17 protein-coding genes are annotated in these 18,461 nt (G+C 52.9%); 4 read left to right on the forward strand and 13 right to left on the reverse strand.

What is annotated here, in order from left to right; genetic code table 11:
• Positions 1-46 precede the first annotated feature (46 nt).
• From dxs to xseB, 3 genes are read right to left on the reverse strand one after another with little or no spacing between them, the layout of a single operon-like run.
• Entirely contained in the window at positions 47-1,912 is a 1,866-nt protein-coding gene (dxs, locus tag EA20_RS0113020; RefSeq protein ID WP_024967250.1) for a 1-deoxy-D-xylulose-5-phosphate synthase, read from the reverse strand.
• A 15-nt stretch (positions 1,913-1,927) separates the two neighbouring features.
• Complete coding sequence (gene ispA, locus EA20_RS0113025; RefSeq protein WP_024967251.1) at positions 1,928-2,827, reverse strand: (2E,6E)-farnesyl diphosphate synthase; 900 nt, start codon at positions 2,825-2,827, stop codon at positions 1,928-1,930.
• Complete coding sequence (gene xseB, locus EA20_RS0113030) at positions 2,827-3,069, reverse strand: exodeoxyribonuclease VII small subunit (RefSeq protein ID WP_024967252.1); 243 nt, start codon at positions 3,067-3,069, stop codon at positions 2,827-2,829. The genes ispA and xseB overlap by 1 nt, the downstream gene beginning before the upstream one ends.
• A gap of 340 nt (positions 3,070-3,409) precedes the next feature.
• Here xseB and thiI point away from each other — a divergent pair, with 340 nt between their 5' ends.
• Positions 3,410-4,858, forward strand: a complete 1,449-nt coding sequence (thiI, locus tag EA20_RS0113035; RefSeq protein ID WP_024967253.1) for a tRNA uracil 4-sulfurtransferase ThiI — start codon at positions 3,410-3,412, stop codon at positions 4,856-4,858.
• A 69-nt stretch (positions 4,859-4,927) separates the two neighbouring features.
• Here the strand turns inward: thiI and yajL are convergent, their stop codons facing one another.
• On the reverse strand, positions 4,928-5,530 hold the full coding sequence (gene yajL / locus EA20_RS0113040; protein ID WP_024967254.1) for a protein deglycase YajL: 603 nt from the start codon (positions 5,528-5,530) through the stop codon (positions 4,928-4,930).
• On the reverse strand, positions 5,484-6,404 hold the full coding sequence (gene panE / locus EA20_RS0113045; RefSeq protein ID WP_024967255.1) for a 2-dehydropantoate 2-reductase: 921 nt from the start codon (positions 6,402-6,404) through the stop codon (positions 5,484-5,486). The genes yajL and panE overlap by 47 nt, the downstream gene beginning before the upstream one ends.
• 173 nt (positions 6,405-6,577) lie before the next feature.
• On the opposite strand from panE, the gene EA20_RS0113050 reads away from it, so the two are divergent.
• Positions 6,578-7,069, forward strand: coding sequence for a YajQ family cyclic di-GMP-binding protein (locus tag EA20_RS0113050; protein ID WP_024967256.1), 492 nt, complete (start codon positions 6,578-6,580; stop codon positions 7,067-7,069).
• A gap of 48 nt (positions 7,070-7,117) precedes the next feature.
• Here the strand turns inward: EA20_RS0113050 and EA20_RS0113055 are convergent, their stop codons facing one another.
• From EA20_RS0113055 to EA20_RS0113090, 8 genes are all read right to left on the reverse strand, one after another.
• Positions 7,118-8,482, reverse strand: a complete 1,365-nt coding sequence (locus tag EA20_RS0113055; RefSeq protein WP_024967257.1) for an MFS transporter — start codon at positions 8,480-8,482, stop codon at positions 7,118-7,120.
• A gap of 247 nt (positions 8,483-8,729) precedes the next feature.
• The gene (gene cyoE / locus EA20_RS0113060; RefSeq protein WP_024967258.1) at positions 8,730-9,617 is read right to left on the reverse strand and encodes a heme o synthase; all 888 of its coding nucleotides are present in this window, start codon (positions 9,615-9,617) and stop codon (positions 8,730-8,732) included.
• Positions 9,618-9,631: 14 nt separating this feature from the next.
• The gene (locus EA20_RS0113065) at positions 9,632-9,961 is read right to left on the reverse strand and encodes a cytochrome o ubiquinol oxidase subunit IV (RefSeq protein ID WP_024967259.1); all 330 of its coding nucleotides are present in this window, start codon (positions 9,959-9,961) and stop codon (positions 9,632-9,634) included.
• The gene (locus EA20_RS0113070) at positions 9,961-10,581 is read right to left on the reverse strand and encodes a cytochrome o ubiquinol oxidase subunit III (protein ID WP_024967260.1); all 621 of its coding nucleotides are present in this window, start codon (positions 10,579-10,581) and stop codon (positions 9,961-9,963) included. Before EA20_RS0113070 ends, EA20_RS0113065 begins: the two co-directional genes overlap by 1 nt.
• Entirely contained in the window at positions 10,571-12,562 is a 1,992-nt protein-coding gene (cyoB, locus tag EA20_RS0113075) for a cytochrome o ubiquinol oxidase subunit I (RefSeq protein WP_024967261.1), read from the reverse strand. Before cyoB ends, EA20_RS0113070 begins: the two co-directional genes overlap by 11 nt.
• A 4-nt stretch (positions 12,563-12,566) precedes the next feature.
• Positions 12,567-13,493: a cytochrome o ubiquinol oxidase subunit II gene (cyoA, locus tag EA20_RS0113080; RefSeq protein ID WP_024967262.1), complete on the reverse strand. Its 927-nt coding sequence runs from the start codon at positions 13,491-13,493 to the stop codon at positions 12,567-12,569.
• A gap of 569 nt (positions 13,494-14,062) precedes the next feature.
• Positions 14,063-15,541: a muropeptide MFS transporter AmpG gene (gene ampG, locus EA20_RS0113085; RefSeq protein WP_024967263.1), complete on the reverse strand. Its 1,479-nt coding sequence runs from the start codon at positions 15,539-15,541 to the stop codon at positions 14,063-14,065.
• Positions 15,542-15,587: 46 nt separating this feature from the next.
• Complete coding sequence (locus EA20_RS0113090) at positions 15,588-16,166, reverse strand: lipoprotein (protein ID WP_024967264.1); 579 nt, start codon at positions 16,164-16,166, stop codon at positions 15,588-15,590.
• A gap of 303 nt (positions 16,167-16,469) precedes the next feature.
• Here EA20_RS0113090 and bolA point away from each other — a divergent pair, with 303 nt between their 5' ends.
• On the forward strand, positions 16,470-16,784 hold the full coding sequence (gene bolA / locus EA20_RS0113095; protein ID WP_024967265.1) for a transcriptional regulator BolA: 315 nt from the start codon (positions 16,470-16,472) through the stop codon (positions 16,782-16,784).
• 321 nt (positions 16,785-17,105) lie between these two features.
• Complete coding sequence (gene tig, locus EA20_RS0113100) at positions 17,106-18,410, forward strand: trigger factor (protein ID WP_024967266.1); 1,305 nt, start codon at positions 17,106-17,108, stop codon at positions 18,408-18,410.
• Positions 18,411-18,461 lie beyond the last annotated feature (51 nt).

Below are 18,461 nucleotides of genomic sequence, written 5' to 3' on the forward strand. Positions count from 1 at the left end.
AAGCATAGCAGGTGCATTGCTCCCCGGATGGGGAGCAGAATCTTATTTACAACGTCAGCCAGCGGTCTATCTGCTTCGCGATGCCTTCAGCATCCAGTTGATAATCATGGCGGATCTCGTCCTGCGTGCCCTGCGGAATGAACTCGTCCGGCAGGCCCAGATTCAGCACCGGTACCAGTACACGTCTGGCCATCAGCACTTCATTCACGCCGCTACCAGCGCCTCCTTTGATGGCACCTTCTTCCAGAGTAATCAGCGCCTCATGGCTGGCGGCGAGCTCGACGATCAGTGCTTCATCAAGCGGCTTCACAAAACGCATATCCACCAGGGTAGCGTTAAGCGATTCGGCAACGGTCTGAGCTTCCGGCAGCAGGGTACCAAAGTTCAGGATCGCCAGTTTCTCACCTTCACGTTTCACCACACCTTTGCCCAGCGGCAGAGAGGCGAGCGGCTGGAGTTCAGCGCCGGTCCCGGTACCGCGGGGATAGCGTACCGCGCTGGGGCCGTGCGAGTAGTGGTAGCCGGTATAGAGCATCTGACGGCACTCATTCTCATCACTCGGCGTCATGATCACCATGGAGGGGATACAGCGCAGGAAAGCGATATCAAACGCGCCCTGATGCGTCTGGCCATCGGCGCCGACGATGCCGCCACGGTCAATGGCAAACAGCACCGGCAGCTTCTGAATAGCCACATCGTGAATCAGCTGATCGTAGGCACGCTGAAGAAACGTCGAGTAGATAGCCACAACCGGTTTATAGCCGCCAATGGCCAGTCCGGCGGCAAAGGTGACTGCGTGCTGTTCAGCAATGGCTACGTCGAAGTACTGAGCCGGATAGTCACGGGAGAAGCTCACCATACCGGAGCCTTCACGCATGGCGGGCGTTACCGCCATCAGTTTTGCATCATCAGCGGCGGTTTCACTCAGCCACTGACCAAAAATTTTGGAATAGGTGGGCAGACTTTCTGCCGACTTTGGCAACAAGCCGCTGGCCGGATCGAATTTGGGTACCGCATGCCAGCTGATCGGGTCTTTCTCTGCTGGCGCGTAGCCTTTGCCCTTTTTCGTCATGATATGCAGGAACTGTGGCCCTTTCAGATCGCGCATATTGCGCAACGTCTGAACCAGTGTCAGCACATCATGACCATCAACAGGACCGATGTAGTTAAAGCCCAGCTCCTCGAAAAGCGTACCGGGCACGACCATCCCTTTCAGATGCTCCTCGGTGCGCCTCACCAGTTCTTTAATCGGCGGCAGACCCGTCAGTACTTTCTTACCGCCTTCACGCAGACGCGAATAGGTTTTACCGGAGAGAATCTGCGCTAGGCGATTATTCAGCGCGCCGACGTTTTCCGAGATCGACATCTCATTGTCATTCAGCACGACCAGCAGATCGGCTTTGATATCACCGGCATGGTTCATCGCTTCAAACGCCATACCGGCGGTAATTGCGCCATCGCCGATCACGCAGGCGGTACGCCGGCCCTTGCCCTCTTTCTCCGCCGCGACGGCCATGCCCAGTCCGGCGCTGATAGAGGTGGAGGAGTGCCCGACGTTCAGCACGTCATACTCACTTTCATCGCGCCAGGGGAAAGGGTGTAACCCGTTTTTCTGGCGGATGGTGCCGATACGGTCGCGGCGGCCGGTCAGAATTTTGTGTGGGTACGCCTGGTGACCCACGTCCCAGACCAGATGATCGAAGGGCGTATTATAGACGTAATGCAGCGCAACGGTCAGTTCAACCACGCCAAGACCAGAAGCAAAGTGGCCGCTGGAGCGGCTGACGCTATCTAACAGGTACTGGCGCAGCTCATCGCAGAGTTTTGGCAGGCTTTCTTTAGGAAGCAGACGTAGTTCCGTGACCTCGCTGGCCAGTGCCAGCGTTGGGTATTTTGCAGTATCAAAACTCATCAGAGACTCATGAAGTTATTTGTCGCGTTCAATTATGTAACTTGCCAGCGCCTGGAGTGACGTCGTTTTATAAGATTGCGCGGCAAGGATATCTAATGCGTTGAGAGATTCCTGATAGAGATCTCTCGCTTTTTCCCGTGCGCCTTCCAGTCCCAGCAGGGCCGGATAGGTACTTTTACCCAAATCCTGATCGGCTCCCTGCCGTTTCCCGATAATTGCGGTATCGCCAACCACATCCAGAATATCGTCCTGTACCTGAAAGGCGAGGCCGATCGCACTGGCGTAGCGGTCGAGCGCGGGCAACGCCTCGCGGCCACGCTCTCCGGCTGCCAGCGCGCCCAGGCGAACTGCTGAACGGATCAGCGCCCCGGTTTTGAAGCGATGAATTTGCTCCAGTGCAGAGAGCGTGACTTGCTGGCCTTCTGCGGCCAAATCAAGCGCCTGACCGCCGCACATGCCTGCGACGCCGCTGGCCTGAGCCAGCTCCGAAATCATCGCAATACGATCGGTGGGCGTGACGCCGGGCATGGGTGTATCGGCCAGTATAGTAAACGCCAGCGTTTGCAGGGCATCTCCGGCTAAAATAGCCGTATCTTCACCATATTTTATATGACAGGTCGGCTGGCCGCGACGCAGACTGTCGTCATCCATGGCGGGCAGGTCATCGTGAATAAGCGAATAGGCATGAATACATTCTACTGCAGCAGCCGGCGCGTCAAGCGCCTGGGTATCAGCATGTAACATCTCGCCGGTGGCATAGACCAGAAAGGGGCGTAGCCGCTTGCCCCCTAATAATGCACCATACTGCATCGCTTCCACCAGAGGAGAACTCTGAAAGGGCAGCGGAGCGATAAAGCGCGTCAGGGCCTGATTCACTCTGGCGTGGTGAGCATGGAGTAAAGCGGTAATATCCATCACTCTTGTTCCGGCGTGAAAGGGGCCAGTCCGGCCTCTTTGTCATCATTCAGCAGGATCTGCACACGCTGTTCTGCCTGTTGCAGCTTTTGCTGGCCCACACGCGCAAGCTGTACGCCGCGTTCAAATTCATTGAGCGCCTCTTCCAGTGGCAGGTCGCCACTTTCCAGACGGGAAACAATCTGCTCCAGCTGCTGCAGGGAACTTTCGAAGCTGGCGGGCTGTTCGGCTTTTTTTGGCATAATCGCTATCGGCTCGATCTTAAAATCACAGGTAAGTCGCTCATGGTAGCCGACTCGAAATGATTAGCAAAATAATGATATCGGCAACGGTTGAAGAAGCAGTTGCCGCGCGAATGTGATACACTCCTGCCCCTGGATGTATCCCCTTCATTCCTGAAGTCGCAGCGCTGTTGGCTGCGTGCATTCATCTCTGCCGCTTACCCGTAAGCCGTCAGAAACGCCTGCACTTGCCGCCTCGTTGTATTTTGGATAGCCAGGATAAAAGCTGCTGCAAGTCAATGATTTTACCTGCTAAGTGCCGATGTTTCAGCACTTAATTGCCCAACGAACCCGTGCCGCCATGAAGTTTATTATTAAGCTGTTCCCCGAAATTACCATCAAAAGCCAGTCTGTTCGCCTGCGTTTTATTAAAATTTTGACGACGAACATCCGAAACGTGCTGAAAGACAGCGATGAAACGCTTGCCGTGGTGCGTCACTGGGATCATATCGAAGTCCGGTCGAAAGATGAAAGCAAGCGTGAGACGATCGTCGATGAACTCTCCCGCATTCCCGGTATCCACCATGTGCTGGCTGTGGAAGATCGTCCCTATACCGATATGCATAACATCTTCGAACAGGCGCTGGAACTGAACCGCGACCGTATTGAAGGCAAAACCTTTGCGGTACGCGTGAAGCGCCGTGGCAAACACGACTTTAGTTCGCAGGATGTGGAACGTTATGTGGGCGGCGGGCTGAATCAGCATGTAGCAACTGCCCAGGTGAAGCTCAACCATCCTGAAGTGACGGTGAATCTGGAAATTGAAGATGACCGTCTGCTGCTGGTTACCGGACGCCACGAAGGGATCGGCGGCTTCCCGATTGGAACGCAGGAAGATGTGATGTCGCTGATTTCCGGCGGTTTCGACTCCGGCGTTTCCAGCTATATGCTGATGCGCCGTGGCTGTCGCGTCCATTATTGCTTCTTCAACCTCGGCGGGGCCGCGCATGAGATCGGCGTGCGGCAGGTAGCGCACTATCTGTGGAGCCGTTTTGGCCGTTCGCATAAGGTTCGCTTTGTGGCGATCGACTTTGAGCCGGTCGTGGGCGAGATCCTCGAAAAGATCGATGATGGTCAGATGGGCGTGGTACTGAAACGTATGATGGTACGCGCCGCTTCGCAGATTGCCGAGCGCTACGGCGTGCAGGCGCTGGTCACCGGCGAAGCGCTGGGGCAGGTATCAAGCCAGACGCTGACGAATCTGCGCCTGATTGATAACGCCTCTGATACGCTGATCCTGCGTCCGCTGATTTCGCATGACAAAGAGCACATTATCAACCTGGCCCGCCATATCGGCACGGAAGATTTTGCCCGCACCATGCCGGAATATTGTGGCGTGATCTCAAAAAGCCCGACGGTCAAGGCGGTCAAATCCAGAATCGAAGGCGAAGAGCAGCACTTCGATTTCGCTATCCTTGATAAAGTGGTGGCTGAAGCAACTAACGTCGATATCCGCCAGATCGCGGAAGAGACGCAGCAGGAAGTGGTTGAAGTAGAAACCGTCGTCTCCTTTACGGAGAACGATGTGGTGCTAGATATCCGCTCTGCGGATGAACAGGACGATCGCCCGCTCGCGCTGGAAGGCGTTGAAGTTAAAGGGATGCCTTTCTATAAGCTGAGCTCGCAGTTTGGCAATCTCGACCAGAATAAAACCTGGCTGCTTTACTGTGACCGTGGCGTGATGAGCCGTCTTCAGGCGCTTTATCTGCATGAGCAGGGATATAAAAACGTTAAGGTCTATCGTCCGTAGCGGCAGACAGGGAGCGGGCCGTCTCGCTCCCTTTTATAGTTGGCCTGCAACAACTTACTTAGCCGCCCGTTATTCCCATTCCCGATAGTCATAGATTCCCGCAGCGAGCACCAGCTGGCTCGCGACCTCGTGCGCTTTCTCCTTGCTTACCAGCAAATCGATCAGCTTAAGCGCGAAATCCATTGCGGTGCCAGGCCCCTGGCTGGTCAGCAGATTCACTCGTGGATCCCAGACCACGCGCTTATCCATCCACTTTTCTTCTGGAATGGTTTCCTTCAAACCTGGAAACCCGGTCATATTCCCAACCGGGAAGAGGTTGTGCGGCACCAGTACAGTTCCCGTAGCGGCACAAATAGCCGCGACTATGCGGCCCGCCAGATGAAACTGACGCACCGTTTCGACCAGCAGCGGGCTGTCGCGAAACGCCTCCGCGCCTTTTAAGCCGCCGGGCAGTACAATCGCGTCAAAGTCGTTATCGGCCACCTCAACGAGTGGAGCATCCGCCATCAGACGAACGCCACGTGAGCAGACGATTTCCCGGCTGCCGTCGTCAGTGACGCTGGCAGAGGTAACGTTCAGCCCGGCGCGGACCAGCAAATCGATCGTAGTAACGGCTTCCGTTTCTTCACTGCCAGGTGCCAGGCAGACCAGCACCGATGCGTTCGCGTTCATAGTTTTGCTCCTTACGCTTAATCATTTCATAAAGGCGGTTATTTTCCGGCGTACTCAGCCCCTGAGCCCGCGCACGGCGAATAAGGTAGCCGGTAATATAATCTATCTCCGTCCGGCGACCTGAGCGGATATCCTGCAACATGGAAGAGATATTGGCTGCGGTACTGTCAATGACTTCCATCACATAGGCCAGAAGCGTTTCTGGCGTGGTATGTTGTCCCTCTCGCTCCATGACTGCCGCCACCTCTTCACAAACTGCGCTAATCTCCCGCGGATGGTGAAGCAACTCACCATTAGGGCAGTCGAATTCAACCGTAAGTGGGTTGATGACGCAATTAACGGCCAGCTTGAGCCAGGCTGCAGGCGCGATATTATTATGCCAGGCCACGTCGGGCAGGGCATTATGCAGCGTCTCTGCCAGAGCGCTGAGCGATCCGGCATCCGGAGAAATTGGCCCGATATGCGTCACGCCTGCGGCTACATGCACGATGACCGTATCATCATGGCGGGCGGCGTGGGTGGTCATCCCCTTCAGTAACGGTTGAGAAAGGCCGGAAAGTTCATCCAGCGTGCCCATGCCATTATGCAACAGTAAAATCGGGCAGGAATCCCGTAATATAAACTGGAGATTCCTGACGGCTACGGAAACCTGCCAGGCTTTAAGCGTCACCAGCAGCAGGTCGCTATCTGCCAGAAACTTCGGGTCGTTGGCAATGAAGGTCTTATTGATGACGACTCCGTCCAGCCCCATAACATTGACTGAACAGTATGGCTGGGGGACCCGCAGCCAGCCCTGAACGTCATGACCTTGGCGTTCAAGCGCGGCCAGCCAGATTTGACCCAGCGCACCACATCCCAGTACGGTAATCTTCATTCGTCCTCCCTGCAGACGGACTGCGTTAATACAACCGGATGATGGTTGTCCCCTCAGAGCGCCCGCAGGCAGACTGAGGGAGAATCTCTTATTATAGCTTTCTGCGCCGACGGTTTTTTTAGCCGGCTTAAGTGGGTATTATGCATGTCACTTTTGCATCAGGAGAAGAGATCATGCCATCTTTCGATATCGTTTCAGAAATTGATATTCAGGAAGTTAAAAACGCGGTGGAAAATGCCAACCGCGAAATCGCGAGCCGTTTCGACTTCCGTAACGTTACCGCCAGTTTTGAGCTGAATGAGAAAAATGAATCGGTGAAGGTTTTAAGCGAGTCGGACTTTCAGGTTAAGCAGTTGGTGGATATCCTGCGTGAAAAGCTACTGAAGCGCGGGATTGAAGGGGCTGCGCTGGAAGTTCCCGATGAGATTGAGCACAGCGGTAAAAGCTGGAGCGTGGAAGCTAAAATGAAGCAGGGCATTCCGACCGACGTGGCAAAGAAAATTGTGAAGCTGATTAAAGACAGTAAGCTGAAAGTACAGTCTCAGATTCAGGGCGAAGAAGTGCGCGTTACTGGAAAATCCCGGGATGACCTCCAGGGCGCGATGGCGCTGATACGTGGCGGCGATCTGGGACAGCCTTTCCAGTTTAAAAATTTCCGCGACTAATGACCAGAGAGAGGCGGGGAAGCCTTCCCGCCTCTCACCGTTGGTCCGTCAAGCTGTCGCAACAAGCGCCTCCAGTTCCGGACGGCTGGTCACTTTACTGTCGATTTTGACGTAGGCGCTTCTCTCTTCCGGCACAATGAAAACGGACGATACGCCAGGCTGCGCCAGTAATTTTTGCTCAAGCTTTTTACTGTCGAGCGGTTTATCACCCAGCATAATCCGCAGGCTGCTGACATAAGGCGGCTCTTTCATGCTGGTGCTGACCAGCAGCCAAAGCGTAGCCACCACGGCGCCTGCCATAAAAACGGTTTGCGCGTCGAAATGCCCGAACAGCCAGCCACCCATACTGCCGCCAATGGCTACGCCAAGAAACTGGCTGGTGGAGTAAACGCCCATCGCGGTGCCTTTGTAGCCTGCCGGAGACTCTTTGCTGATCAGCGAAGGCAGGATCGCTTCCATTAAATTAAAACCGATGAAGAAAAGCTGAACGCCGATAACCAGCGTCCAGAAATGGTTGCCTGCGCCCCAAAGAACAATCTCAGCGATCAGCATAAGGGCGACGCAACTGATAAATACCCGCTTCATGCGGCGTTTTACTTCGGCATAAATAATAAAAGGGATCACGCTGCAAAAAGCGATAAGCATGGTGGCGAGATAGACTTTCCAGTGCTGTTCGGCAGGGAAACCCGCCTGTTCAAACTCCCCTGGAAGGGCAACGAAGCTCGACATCAGCAGGACATGCAGACACATAATGCCGAAATTAAGCTTTAGCAGCCGCTTATTTGCCAGCACGGCCCGGATACTGCCTTTTACCATGCCCGACTCGCGATTAAGGACATGGTTTGGCGTGGAGGGCACGACGAAAAGCGTAATCGCTATGCCGCATAGCGCCAGCAGGGCGATCATCCAGAACAGCGCATGCAGCCCCAGGGCATGGGTAATAATAGGCCCCAGCACCATGGCGATAGCGAACGTAATGCCAAAACTGATGCCGATAAACGCCATTGCTTTAGTACGGTTCTGTTCACGGGTTAAATCAGAAAGTAGCGCCATGACCGCCGCAGCAATAGCGCCGGATCCCTGCAGCGCACGGCCCAGGATAATGCCCCAGATGGAGGTAGTGGAGGCGGCAATCACACTGCCAAGAACAAAAATCAGCAAACCACCCACAATAAGCGGCTTACGACCGATACGGTCAGACATCAGTCCGAACGGGATTTGAAAGAGCGCCTGCGCCAGACCATAAATACCGATAGCCACGCCAATAAGCGTTTCGCTGGCACCCTGTAACGCCATGCCGTAAGTGGTAAGAACCGGTAATACCATAAACATTCCGAGCATTCGCAGGGAAAAAACTGTGCCCAAACCCCATGTCGCACGCAGTTCGACCGGCGTCATTTTATTATCTTTCATTACTACCTCAGTTTATCTGGTGCACGTATTTTAGGTGGCGGGGCAGGGCGGGTAAAATAATACTTTTTAAGGAGTCGTAACAAAAAGAAAGGGCGTGAGATACCGATCTTATTCAACGCATTATCACTGCCAGCAGCGCATATTTTCCCGGTCAGCTTACGCATAAGCGCCGGGAATCACTCGCTGGCTGCCTGATACGGCGCCAATTATCTCGGGTATTCTCACGCCCTCAGGCAGGAGATCTGTATTACCTGACCAGAGTCAGTAAATCGGATGAAGCGGGAGCCATAAAATCGACCGACATCATCACGCTCAAAGCGGTGATGGCGACAATCGAAAAGACAAACAGCTTACGGGCCCAGACGCGATCGTTCTGCGTCTTATAGCCTGAAAGTGCCATTCCCAGCCACCACACGCTGACCGCAGCGGCCACCACCAGATACTTATAGCCCGCATAACCCACCAGTGTCAGCATCAGCGTGGCCACCATAAACGCCAGAATATAGAGCGTGATATGATTTTTCGCCACGGAAATGCCTTTAACCACCGGTAAAACCGGGATATTCGCTGCCTGGTAATCCTTAAAGCGGAAGATGGCAATCGCGTACGAATGCGGCATCTGCCACAGGCTAAAGATTGCCAGCAGGATTAACGCACCAGCATCAAACTGGTTGGTAACGGCACAGTAGCCGATAACCGGTGGTGCTGCGCCAGAGAGGCTTCCGATCAGGGTGCCATAAACGGAATTGCGCTTCATATAGAGGCTGTAAACGCCGACATAAACCACAAAGCCCATTACCGCCAGCCACATGGCCAGCGGGTTAGCACCGAAATACAGCAACGCGAATCCAGCAATACCCAGAACGGTTGCGTAAACCAGTGAGGTTGTCGGAGACATGAGGCCTTTTACCAGCACCCGATTTCTGGTTCTCTCCATTTTTTTGTCGATGTCACGGTCGATGAAGTTGTTATAAACACAACCTGACGCGACCACCAGCGAGACGCCGACTAAGGTGGAGAGGAACAGGGCATAGTCAATGCTGCCTTTAGAGGCGAGCAGGAATCCCCCGATAACAGAAATTAAATTTCCGAAAATAATTCCTGGTTTCGTTACTTGTAGGTATTGCTTAATCATCACGAATAACTCGGTTAGTTGGGCATCATGTTGTAGTTGAGGTTCCACATGATCCACAGCGAGCCAACAACAACGATCAGAATGATGATTGCGGAAAAGACAATTGCCACAAGGTTCCATCGTTCTTCAGATGAGGTATTGAGGTGCAGGAAGTAAACCAGATGCACCAGCACCTGGATTACCGCACAAACCACAACCACACCGATGATTGTTGCCTTAGAGGCGCCGCCATCCATAACCATCCAGAACGGAATCGCGGTCAGAATGATCGACAGGATAAAGCCGATCATATAAGACTTCACGCTGCCGTGCGAGGCGCCATGTTCGTTTGCTGAATGACTCATTACATGGCTCCCATCAGGTAGACAATGGTAAATACGCAGATCCATACCACATCCAGGAAGTGCCAGAACAGGCTCAGGCAGAGGATACGGGTGCGGTTAGTGGCGGTCAGGCCGCGTTTGCTGATCTGATACATCAGAATCAGCATCCAGATCAGACCAGAGGTCACGTGCAGGCCGTGCGTGCCCACCAGCGTAAAGAACGCTGACAGGAAGCCGCTGCGCTGAGGACCGAAGCCCTCGGCGATCAGGTGATGGAACTCATAGATTTCCATCGCGATGAAGCCCAGACCAAACAGGAAGGTCAGTGCCAGCCAGCTGTTAACGGCGCTTTTGCTGCCCTTATTCATATTGATGACTGCCATACCATAGGTAATGGAGCTCAACAGAAGCAGGGCGGTTTCAACCAGTACGAACGGCAGTTCAAAAATGTCTTTACCAGCCGGGCCACCAGCGATGTTATTGACCATAACACCGTAGGTGGCGAACAGGGTGGCGAAGATGATGCAGTCGCTCATCAGGTAGATCCAGAAACCAAATATCTTATTGGATCCTGCATCGTGATGGTGATGCCCATGCTTCGCATGGGCGTCCAGGTTTTCAGTCAGAGTTTCAGTTGACATTTTTCAGACCTGCTTTGCTAATTTCGTCAAAGTGCTGATTCTCGATTTTTTCGATCTCGGCAACGGGAACGTAATAATCAACGTCTTCATCGAAGCTCTTGATGACCCAGGTTGCGATCATGGCGATGAACGACAGACCGACCAGCCACCAGATGTGCCAGATAGCGGCAAAACCAAATATCATGCTGAACAGACCAATGATCAGACCCGCGCCGCTGTTTTTCGGCATGTGGATCTCTTCATAGTGATCAGGACGTTTATAGGCTTCACCTTTCTCTTTCATTTCCCAGAACGCATCGCGCTCTTCAATGACAGGCACTTCGGCAAAGTTATAGAACGGTGGTGGCGAAGAGGTTGCCCACTCCAGTGTACGACCGCCCCATGGATCACCGGTCAGATCGCGGTTCTGTTCGCGGTCACGTACAGACACCCAGAACTGGATAACCTGGCAGAGCACACCACAGGCGATCAGCGCAGCACCGCCCGCAGCAACCAGCAGAAGCGAGTGGAACTGGGGATCGATATCCTGGCTCAGACGACGGGTCATCCCCATAAAGCCCAGCACGTAAAGTGGCATAAAGGCAACGAAGAAGCCGATGATCCAGAACCAGAACGCGCGGATACCCCATTTTTCGTTCAGGGTGAAGCCGAACGCTTTCGGGAACCAGTAGGTCACACCTGCAAAGCAACCGAACACCACACCACCGATAATAACGTTATGGAAGTGAGCGATCAGGAACAAGCTGTTGTGCAGTACGAAGTCAGCACCCGGCACGGCGAGCAGTACACCTGTCATGCCACCCACGGAGAAGGTGACCAGGAAGCCCACGGTCCACAGCATGGCAGAGTGCATCTGAATGCGGCCCTGATACATGGTGAACAGCCAGTTAAAGATTTTAACACCAGTCGGGATGGCGATAATCATCGTCATGATACCGAAGAAGGCATTAACGTTCGCACCGGCGCCCATGGTGAAGAAGTGGTGCAGCCACACGATAAAGGAGAGAATGGTGATAACCACCGTCGCCCAAACCAGTGAGGTGTAACCAAACAGGCGCTTTTTAGAGAAGGTTGCCACCACTTCGGAGAATACCCCAAAGACCGGCAGAACCAGAATGTACACTTCCGGATGACCCCAAACCCATATCAGGTTGACGTACATCATCATGTTGCCGCCCATTTCATTGGTAAAGAAATGGAATCCCAGATAGCGATCAAGGGTCAACAGCGCCAGCGTGACGGTTAATACCGGGAATGAGACAATAATCAGTACGTTAGTACAGAGTGATGCCCAGGTGAATACCGGCATTTTGAACATGGTCATGCCAGGAGCACGCATGTTCAGAATCGTCACAAAGAAGTTAATCCCGGTCAGGGTTGTACCAATCCCCGAAAGCTGCAGACTCCATATCCAGTAGTCGACCCCGACCCCCGGACTGTATTCCGCCCCCGAGAGCGGTGGATACGCCAGCCAGCCGGTCTGAGCGAACTCGCCCACACCCAGTGACAGGTTAACCAGCACTACGCCGACAGCCGTGAACCAGAAGCTCAGGTTGTTCAGGAAGGGGAAGGCCACATCACGCGCACCGATCTGTAATGGTACAGCGATGTTCATCAGACCCACAACAAACGGCATCGCCACGAAGAAGATCATGATCACGCCATGGGCAGTGAAGATCTGGTCGTAGTGGTGAGGAGGTAGGAATCCAGCTTCACCCGCCGATGCCAGCGCCTGCTGGCTACGCATCATCACAGCATCGGCAAAGCCGCGCAGCAGCATGACGAACGCCATGATGATGTACATAATACCCAGACGTTTATGGTCAACCGACGTCAGCCACTCGGTCCACAGGTACTTCCACTTACCGAAGTAGGTGAGTGCACCAGCAAGGGCCAAACCACCAAGAATGATGGCGGCAATCGTAACCATGATAATCGGCTCATGATACGGTACTGCATCAAGGGTTAATTTTCCCAACATCGTATTATTCCTCGGCTCCCGCATGAGAGGCTTCGCTCATGTCCATGCCTTCGTGACCAGACATGTCCATTTTCCCGTGGTTCATCTTGAATTTGCCAATAATCTGCTTGAACAATTCAGGATCTGCCGTCGAGAAGAACTCAACCGGATGGTTTTCGCTTGGCGCCGCCAGTTTTTCGAAATCTTCCATCGTCATCAGCGTATTAGGTGATTCCTTGGCTTTCGCAACCCACTGATCGAATGTCGCATTATCAGGGGTGGCAATCGCTTTGAACTTCATACCTGAGAAGCCGCGACCACTGAAGTTAGATGAAATACCGTCGAACGTGCCGGGCTCATTCGCAATCAAATGCAGTTTGGTCTGCATACCTGCCATCGCGTAAATCTGGCTACCGAGGGTAGGGATGAAGAATGAGTTCATAACGGAGTTAGATGTAATCTTGAAGTTCACGGGGGTGTTTGCCGGGAACGCGATCTGGTTAACTGTCGCAATACCCTGTTCCGGGTAGATGAACAGCCATTTCCAGTCCAATGCGACCACATCAATCTCCACAGGCTTCACGTCGGAAACCAGCGGCTTGCTTGGCTCCAGCGCGTGGGTTGATTTCCACGTCAGGATAGCAAGGAAAACGATGATCAAAATGGGCACAGTCCAGACCACGGCTTCCACTTTATTCGAGTGTGACCAGTTAGGGCTGTATTTCGCATTGGTATTGGATGCCCGATATTTCCAGGCGAATACCACGGCCATCAGGATTGCGGGAATAACGACGATCAGCATCAAGCCAAAGGCTGTCAGAATCAGCGAACGTTGCTCCAGTGCAATCTGTCCTTTGGGATTTAACAATGCACTATCACAGCCACTTAACAATAAAGTGCCTGCAATTAATGACAAAATCCCCAAACTTTTATTGTATTTCATGAGTCTCATTTAACGACCTCAATGACAAGGGCTCTATTGTCGTTTAAGTGTGGCGGCATTTTACGGGAAGGTTTCAGTACTGTAAACCAGCAACAGCTTGTGTCAGCACGGTGTTGACACCTTTTGCAAACACTGTCACAGATGTTGCCAGAGGTGATAAAAAATGAATATTAGCAAAGGGTTGCCTTCAATATAACAAAAAACCGCAAAAATCATCCAGTGAAAAACCGCGCTGCTATAACCAACAAAATTAGCGCCCAAACATTTAACATATCCGCATCATTTGCGTGATGAAAATTAAACAATAATAATTACGCACCGGTTTTATCCCCTATTTTCCAAAGCAGGTTGCATTATAAAACCTTTATGAAAATAGTTGGAAATCAGGAAATAGCAACCGGTGTAGCGGTTATCAACATTTGCGCATGAAAACGCCATTATGACACTTGCATCCCAAAAATCCGCAGTGTTGTTACATTTATGTTGAAAAAGGCCTTTTTCCGCGACGGGCTGTAGAAAGTTGCCCGTGGCGAATAAAGGCCGTTTTATCCCTTTGATTGAGCGATTAAATCACCGCCTCAGCGCGATGGTGTTCGTCTCTGCGCCAGATAATCCAGCGTTGTGCCCAGTGCTACTCCTCCCAGCGCCACAACCAGCGCGACGGAAAAGAGCAGACTGAGCATCAGATCGATAGCCAGCCAGCCGAGAAGATCAGGTATCAGCAGAATAAGGCCTGCACCCGCCACTAAAGCACCTGTTTTCAGCAGCCGGGTAGCCCAACTATAGGCACCGGGCCAGCGCGTTCGTGGTGTAAAGGTGCCGGTTTTCTGAGCATCATCCAGGGTTTGCCGACAGCCCAACAGGAGTAGCAAGCCTGGAAGCGCTGCGGTGACGGAGAACGCGTAAAAGGCAGGCCAGCCCCAGGATTCAACGAACCAGCCGGCAACGGGGCCAACATAGACGCGGCCCACGGCGGAAAGCGCTGAGAGCAGGGCAAACTGCGTGGCGGAAAATGACTTGTTACAGAGCGTCATCAGTAGTGCCACGAAGGCGGCAGTGCCCATCCCGCCGCAGAGGTTTTCAACAAAAACCGCCACGGCCATGCTGTAGATATTTTTATCCGTGACTGAGAGCACCCAGTAACCCAGGTTGGACACCGCCTGAAAAATGCCAAACAGCAGTAGGGCACGAAACAGGCTCAGCCGCTGCATTAACAGGCCGCCATAAAGCGCGCCCACAATGGTCGCGACCAGGCCCAGCGTTTTGTTTACCAGACCAACGTCACCGGCATCAAAACCAACACCTCTGATCAGAAATATCGTGGTCAGACTTGCTGCAAAAGCATCGCCCAACTTGTAAAGGACGATTAACGACAGAATCAGCCACGCGTTGTTACGATTAAAGAAGTCCTTAAGGGGAGCGATAACCGCCTGCTCAAGGCTGTGCGGTCTGGCAATGCTATCTTCGGGTTCTTTCGCCATCAGCGTCGCGATAACGCCAGGGACCATCATTGCGGCCATCAGCCACCAGATGGCCTGCCAGCCCAGAAAACGATCTGCCAGCCAGAGCGCCAGCCCTCCGGAAACCAGCATCGCCAGACGATAACCCAGTACGCTGATTGCCGCACCACTACCACGCTCTTCCGGGGGAAGAACGTCCGTTTTCCATGCGTCAAAAACGATATCCTGCGAGGCCGAGCAAAAAGCGACCAGCACCGCCAGCGCTGCCAGCAGCGTCAGATCGTGCGACGGCTGCATAAAGCCCATCAGGGCGATGCCCACAATCAGCAGAATTTGCGTGACCAGCAGCCAGCCACGACGCCGTCCCAGAAAAGGCGGCGTGTAGCGATCCATAAGCGGCGACCAGAGAAATTTGAAAACGTATGCCTGGCCCACCAGGGAAAAAAAGCCAATGGTTTTGATGTCCACATTCTCGACGGCCATCCACGCCTGCAGCGTACCAGAGGTGAGCGCCAGCGGCAGCCCGGAGGCAAAACCCAGGATCAGAAGAAGGGCAGCATTACGCTGGGTAAAGATGCGGATGTATTGGCTGGACATACAAACCTTAAAACAAAGCCCGCCGGCAAGGGCGGGCAGTGACAAATTAACGGGCGTTTTGCTTAATAAACTCGTGGATGCTGGTGTCCTGAGCCATATCGGCAATCACATCACTGAGAGTGGCGTTCACCGCATTAGTAATCTTGGCATTATTGGCGGAGAAGGCGCCCTCGACGCTGTACGTCTGGCGATAGTTTTTCACCTGTTTATTACCGTTCTTCGCCGTGGCAATAATGGAGATATCCGCTTTGGTGGTAATGCTGTAGCGCACGCTGCCCTGGGTAACGTCAGCGTAGAGGTTGTTCAACACAATTTGCAGGTTAACCGCACCGTCTGGTCCAATCATATAGCCACGGGCGCCCATCTGCTTCTCGAGCACTTCCTGAAGCAGGAAGCGAAGATCGCGGGAGGCCGTCAGGGTAACCAGCTGACCATCACGGTTCACTTTAGCCAGCGCCTGATCGCCTCGCTGATCGGCACCGTTGATGCTGATAGTGACGCCCATCAGGCTTGGATCCTGCTGCGGCAGTTCGATTTTAGGTAAAATAGTCAGGGTATTGTTTTTGCTTGCACAGCCAGCCAGCACAAAAACGGCCAGCAGAGGTAAAATGAATTTTTTTAGCATGCTTATTTTCTCAATAACAAAAGTGATGTGGGGCTGACAAAACTGCCGACATCATAACATTGCCAGAAACAAGAGGAAGCCCTGATAGTGCGTAAATTCATCGCCTTGCACTTTTAGCCCGGCACTGCGACGCAGCTGGGAACGTTTATGTGATATCACCGGATTGCACCGTAGCGGGAGGAAATGCACAGTAGCGCGACTGGATGTGCAGAAATATTTGCTTACCAGGGTCGGATGTAGCACGAAAACAGGCTAATATTTAATGGGATGGGGCGCATCTCAAGGTCTTAGAGGAGTATGGGTATGATCCGCGAACAAATAGAAGAAAAGTTGAGAACGGCGTTTACACCTGTGCACCTTGAGGTGCATGACGAAAGCTATCGCCACAACGTGCCTGCGGGGTCGGAAAGCCACTTTAAAGTTGTCCTCGTCAGTGACCACTTTATCAATCAGCGTTTTCTTATGCGTCATCGCGCTATCTATAGCGAACTGGCGGAAGAGCTGGCAGGAAGCGTTCACGCACTGGCATTGCATACTTACACTGTCAAAGAATGGGAAGGATTACAGGACACCGTACCTGCCTCACCAAACTGTCGTGGTGCCGGAACTCTGGCCTGATCGTCCACGCTGTTTTTCCAGGCGGCCTGCGGGCCGCTTTATTGTTTACGGCTAAAAAAGTCGTCATCGTCCATTTTTTCCGCTTTTCCCGTAAAAATCCCTGCTGTTAAGCCCATGTGATGGACGTGTAGCCTCGACTCGCTTAAACGTTGTCGCTATAATGCTGCGTCTATTTTTCCGGAATGTCTTCGGGACGCTTCTGGCAACAGGGAACGCGGTTCTGACATCAGAGGCCGTCCCGGTTCTTAGATTCCATGCTGCTTCACAGGAAGCGAAGTGGGTCTGAAGTTGACCGAGCACGTGATTTTTTGAGGGTATAAGATGCAAGTTTCAGTAGAAACAACTCAGGGCCTGGGCCGTCGCGTAACGATTACCGTAGATAAAGATGTGATCGAGAACGCGGTGAAAAGTGAGCTGGTCAGCGTAGCTAAAAAAGTACGTATCGACGGTTTCCGCAAAGGGAAAGTGCCAATGACTGTCGTTGCGCAGCGTTACGGTGCCTCCGTTCGCCAGGATGTTCTGGGCGACCTGATGCAGCGCAACTTTGTTGACGCCATCATTAAAGAAAAAATTAATCCTGCTGGCGCACCAAATTATGTGCCCGGCCAGTACACGCCAGGCGAAGACTTTACCTTTACCGTAGAGTTTGAAGTCTATCCGGAAGTCGAGCTGAAAGGCCTGGAAGCGATCGAAATCGAAAAACCAGTTGTCTCTGTGACTGACGCTGATGTTGATGCGATGCTGGATACCCTGCGTAAACAGCAGGCTACCTGGAAAGAGACCGACCGCGCTGCGGAAGTTAACGATCGCGCCACCATCGACTTTACCGGTTCAGTAGACGGTGAAGAATTTGAAGGCGGCAAAGCGTCTGACTTCGTACTGGCGATGGGCCAGGGTCGTATGATCCCAGGCTTTGAAGAGGGTGTTGTTGGCCATAAAGCGGGCGAAACTTTCACCATCGACGTCAACTTCCCGGACGATTACCATGCTGAAAACCTGAAAGGGAAAGCGGCGAAATTTGAAATCGTTCTGAAGAAAGTGGAAGAGAGCGAGCTGCCAGAATTCACTGAAGAGTTCATCAAACGTTTCGGCGTTGAAGATGGTTCAGTTGAAGGTCTGCGTGCCGAAGTGCGTAAAAACATGGAACGTGAGCTGAAAGGCGCTATCCGTAACCGTGTGAAAACCCAGGCGATCGACGGCCTGGTTAACGCCAACGACATCGACGTGCCGGCTGCCCTGATCGACGGTGAAATCGACGTGCTGAAGCGCCAGGCTGCTCAGCGCTTTGGTGGCAACGAGAAGCAGGCTCTGGAGCTGCCTCGTGAACTGTTCGAAGAGCAGGCTAAGCGTCGCGTTGTTGTTGGTCTGCTGCTGGGCGAAGTCATTCGCACTCACGAGCTGAAAGCGGATGAAGATCGCGTTAAAGCGCTGATCGAAGAAATGGCTTCCGCCTACGAAGATCCTGCAGAAGTCATCGAGTTCTACGGTAAAAACAATGAACTGATGAACAACATGCGTAACGTTGCGCTGGAAGAACAGGCTGTTGAAGCCGTTCTCTCTAAAGCAAAAGTGACCGAAAAAGAAACCAACTTCCAGGAACTGATGAACCAGACCCAGACGGCCTGATTTATCTGATTTCGAGTGGTTTACAAAAGCCCGCGGTCCTGTCGACTGCGG

The organism is Pantoea sp. IMH, from assembly GCF_000599885.1.
Lineage (GTDB): Bacteria > Pseudomonadota > Gammaproteobacteria > Enterobacterales > Enterobacteriaceae > Erwinia.